The 4487-nt window shown below is 64.5% G+C and carries 2 protein-coding genes and 2 pseudogenes; 1 reads left to right on the top strand and 3 read right to left on the bottom strand.

The genetic code is table 11. The annotated features are described in order from the left end of the window. Positions 1 to 311: 311 nt before the first annotated feature. From gabT to JCM19049_RS08470, 3 genes and pseudogenes are all read right to left on the bottom strand, one after another. Positions 312 to 1650, bottom strand: a pseudogene (gene gabT / locus JCM19049_RS08475) (4-aminobutyrate--2-oxoglutarate transaminase). 211 nt (positions 1651 to 1861) lie between these two features. Then, a complete protein-coding gene (locus JCM19049_RS19610) occupies positions 1862 to 2008 on the bottom strand; it encodes a methionine/alanine import family NSS transporter small subunit (protein WP_138177054.1) in 147 nt (48 codons plus the stop codon). Positions 2009 to 2010: 2 nt separating this feature from the next. Next, positions 2011 to 3605, bottom strand: a pseudogene (locus tag JCM19049_RS08470) (sodium-dependent transporter). Between the two features lie 199 nt (positions 3606 to 3804). Between JCM19049_RS08470 and JCM19049_RS08465 the strand changes: the two are divergent. Further along, positions 3805 to 4487 (top strand): PucR family transcriptional regulator ligand-binding domain-containing protein (locus JCM19049_RS08465; protein ID WP_306420752.1); only part of this gene is annotated, 683 nt, incomplete at its 3' end.

Genomic DNA, 4487 nt, shown 5'->3' with positions numbered 1-4487 from the left:
CCCCGGTGGTCGCCTCCCTGTTGGAACACAATGCGGCCTCGGCACGGGTTGCCCAGAAACTGGGATTCACCCTGGCCTACCGCGGTCCCGACCGGGGCAACCCGGATGCACAGGCCATCCGGCTCATCTATGCGGACCGGGCACTGGAGGGCCACCAGCTGGAGCTGATGGTGGGCTGAGCTCCCGCCCCGCCCCAGCCGGCCGGCGGCAGGGGGGCAAAACGACGCCGGGGTGCCAGAACCAATGGTCCTGGCACCCCGGCGTCGTGCTCACCGGATCCCCGAGCTTGAAAACAGGGTCCCGGTGAAGAACTAGGCGTGCTGGCGGATGGCCGCTTCCAGCACGTCGAAGCCGTCGGTGAGCAGTTCGTCGCTGATCACCAGCGGCGGCAGCAGGCGGATGACGTTGCCGTAGGTGCCGCAGGTCAGGATCAGCACACCGTCCTCCAGCACTGGGCGGCGACCTTCTTGGTCAGCTCCGCGTCCGGCTCCTTGCCGCCCGGCTTGACGAATTCGATGGCCACCATGGCCCCGCGGCCGCGCACGTCACCCACGGCCGGGACATCCTTCTGCAGCGCGGTGAAGCGCTCGAAGAACTGGGATTCGATTTCGCGGGCACGGCCGGGCAGGTCCTGCTCGTCCATGAACTTGATGCTCTCCAGGGCCGCGGCCACGGCGACCGGGTTGCCGCCGTAGGTGCCGCCCAGTCCACCGCCGTGCACGGAGTCCAGCAGTTCGGCGCGGCCCACCACACCGGACAGCGGCATGCCCCCGGCGATGCCTTGGCCACGGTCACCAGGTCTGGTTCGATGCCCTCGATGTCGGAGGCGAACCAGGCGCCGGAGCGGGCGAAGCCGGCCTGGACTTCGTCGGCGATGAACACGATGCCGTTTTCCTTGGCCCATTCGGCGACCCGCGGCAGGAAGCCGGTGGCCGGAACGATGAAGCCGCCCTCACCCTGGATTGGTTCGATGATGATCGCGGCGATCTGGTCCCCGCCGATCTGCTTTTCCATGGCCAGGATGGCGCGCTCGGCGGCTTCCTTGCCGGAGATGTTCGGGTTTTCCTCACGGTACGGGTAGCTCATCGGCATCCGGTAGATTTCCGGGGCCAGCGGGCCGAAGCCGCGCTTGTAGGGGGCGGCCTTGGCGGTGAGACCCATGGTGAGGTTCGTGCGTCCATGATAGGCGTGGTCGAAGGCCACCACGGCCTGGCGCCCGGTGGCCACACGGGCCACCTTGATGGCGTTCTCCACGGCCTCGGCGCCGGAGTTGAAGAACACGGCCCGCTTTTCGAACTCGCCCGGGGTGATGGCCACCAGCTTTTCGGCCAGTTCAATGTAGTTCTCGTACGGGGCCACCATGAAGCAGGTGTGGGTGAAGCGCGCGGCCTGCTCGGCCACCGCCTTGGCCACCGCCTGGTTGGAGGCACCCACGGTGGTCACTGCGATGCCCGACCCGAGGTCGATGAGCTGGTTGCCGTCAACGTCAACGATGATGCCGCCGTCAACATCGGCGGCGTAGACCGGAAGAGTGGAGGCAACACCGGCGGCCACGGACTTCTGGCGGCGGGCGGTCAGCTCCTGGGACTTCGGACCTGGGAATGCACCGTTTACCTTGCGCTTCTGTTCGATACGGTATGAGACGTCCACAGCAAGCTCCTTTCCTCAAATGGGGGCCGGGCCTGAATCCTGCCGGCCCTAAGTCTGTCGTACTCATAGCAGGATATGACGCGGTTCCGGCGCGTCCAACCGCCGTAGCACAGGCGCGCGAAGCAGTATTTGTGCAGCTGCACAGACAAGGGCGCGGCAGTGGAGAATCGCTTCCCCACCGCCGCGCCCCGAGGTGTTCTGGCAGCCCCGGCTACAGCTGGGTCGGTGCCTCGATCAGGTCATCTTCCGGATCATCGGGTACATCCGGGTGACGTGACAGGTTGATCAGTGCCAGCACCAGCCCACCCCAGATGGTGAGCATGGCGATGATCATGAAGACAATGGCAATTCCAGTCATGGCTAGTACCTCTTCACAGTGGTGTCGGGCAGTTCCTCATCGAGGACCTTGGCCTTGTGCTGTTCGAATTCCGGGTCGTTGAGCTTCGAGCCACGACTCCAGGGAATCAGCGAGAGCAGCACCGCGAAGACGATCAGCGCTCCGGCCATGCCCCAGCCAAAGATCCCGTTGAACCATGCCGGGTAGCCGGAGTACTGTTCGCCGATCTTGCTCTGCAGTTCGTTGAGCAGCATGTAACCCAGCGCTGCCGGGCCAACGCCGCCGACCAGGACCATCCACCCGGTGCCCAGCTTGATGGAGCTGTGGCGGTTCAGGTGCTTGGCCAGCTTCGGCAGGGCCCCCAGTCCGGCGCCGACCACGATCACGGTGACCAGGCGCAGGCCAGGATGCCGAACTGGTTGACGAAGGCATCGAGCGTATCCAGCAGGTACAGCGAGGTGGTGGTGGAGAACAGGGCCAGGGAGATCAGCCCGATCGGCACGGTGACGATCAGGGTCGCCGCCTTGCGGTTCCATCCCAGCTTGTCCTGGAACGCCGCGACAATCACCTCAAGGATTGAGATCAATGAGGTCAGGCCAGCGAAGACCAGCGAGCCGAAGAACAGCACGCCCAGCAAGGCCCCGAGCGGAGCCTGCGAGACGATGGTCGGGAACGCGATGAACGCCAGCCCGATGCCGCCGCTGACCACGTCGCCGACTGCGGCCCCGGTGTTGTGGGCCATGAAGCCCAGGGCGGCGAACACGCCGATGCCGGCCAGGATCTCAAAGCCCGAGTTGGCGAAGGCCACCACGTAGCCCGAGCCGGTCAGGTCGGTCTTGCGGCGCAGGTAGGAGGAGTAGGTGACCATGATGCCAAAGGCCACCGACAGGGAGAAGAAGATGTGGCCGAACGCCGCCGCCCACACCGCCGGGTTCATCAAGGCTCCCAGTTCGGGTGAAGAACGCGTTCAGGCCGTCCATGGCGCCGGGCAGGAAGACCGACTGAACCACCAGCAGCACGAACATCACGATCAGCAGCGGCATGAAGACCACGTTCGCACGGGCAATGCCCTTGTTCACACCGGCCACCATGATGATGATGGTCACGGCCCATACGGCCAGGATCGGGAAGAAGACGCGGGAAACAATGTCGAAGGACACCCCGACGTTATCGGCCACGTTCAGGAACTCGCCCATGAAGAAGCCTTCGGCGTCATCGCCCCACGCCTTGCTCAGCGAGAACCAGGCGTACATGGCCGCCCAGCCGATGATCGCGGCGTAGTAGATGGCAATGATGAAGCAGATCAGCACCTGCCACCAGCCAGCACTTCGGCCTTGCGGTTCAGGCGGCGGTAGGCCAGCGGGGCGGAGCCGCGGAAGCGGTGACCGACCGAGTAGTCAAGGAACAGCAACGGGATGCCGGCACACAGGATCGCCACCAGGTAGGGGATCAAGAATGCGCCGCCACCGTTTTCGTAGGCAACGTAGGGGAAACGCCAGATGTTTCCCAGACCGACAGCGGAGCCGATGGCGGACAGGATGAACAACTTGCGCGAGGAGAAGACCTCGCGTTGTCCTGTCGCCTTGCGGGCGCCTCGTACTGAAGATGGAGTGTTCATGTGATTAACCTAACCTAGAACAACTAGCATATGTGTGAAATGGCTGTTTTAGTTCCTTGTCAAGGGGTTTTCCCCATCGCGGCTGCGCACAATTCAGAGCCTAAACTTTAAGCATGGCAATCACCCTTGGAGCCCTGCTTGAGCATGACGAGCTTGATTTGCGCCCGCTCAATGACTTTTCGAAACCCGCGAGACATCCATCACGTGGGCCGCGATCACCGAGCTGCTGGACCCTTCGGAGTTCCTCACCGGCGAGGAGATCGTGCTGACCACCGGGGTGCGCCAGAAGACCACCGCAAGCCAGCGCGAGTTCGTGCGCCTGCTGGCCGAGAACGGGGTGATTGCCCTGGGGTACGGGACGGGGCTGGGGCACAAGAACGTGCCGCACAGCATCCTGAAGGCGGCCGCCGAGGTCAACCTGCCGGTCTTCGAGGTCCCGTACCAGACCCCCTTCGCGGCAATCACCAAGCTGATTGCCGAGGAACTGAACCGCTTCCACCTGCAGCAGCTGCAGCAGCTGCTGAACTCCCACCAGCGGCTGACCCGCACGCTGCTCTCCTCCAGCCTGGACAGCATGCTCGGCGAGCTGGCGAACATGCTGGGCACTGACGTGGCGGTCTCCCTGTACGGCACCCAAATCTACGGTCCGGACTTCCGCACGGGCGCCTGGCACCAGCTGCCGATCGCCACCGGAATGCGCGACCAGGGGGCGTTGTACCTGGCCGAACCCTATGAGCACGATGCGCTGGTGGAGTACGCCCAGTCCCTGATTGGCCTGGAGCTGGCCAACAAGGCGCGGCTGCTTGAATCCCACCGGTTGGGCAACGGGCAGATCCTGGCCGATCTGGTGGCCGGCACGCTGGATGGCAGCGAGGCCGCCGA

Source organism: Arthrobacter sp. JCM 19049, from assembly GCF_001310435.1.
The sequence above is the reverse complement of the archived record's forward strand: the minus strand, read 5'-3'. Positions and strand labels throughout refer to the sequence as shown.

What these genes read in the sequence shown, in the direction of transcription:
- JCM19049_RS19610 (WP_138177054.1), bottom strand. Translation starts at nt 2,008, where the DNA reads ATGACTGGAATTGCCATTGTCTTCATGATCATCGCCATGCTCACCATC.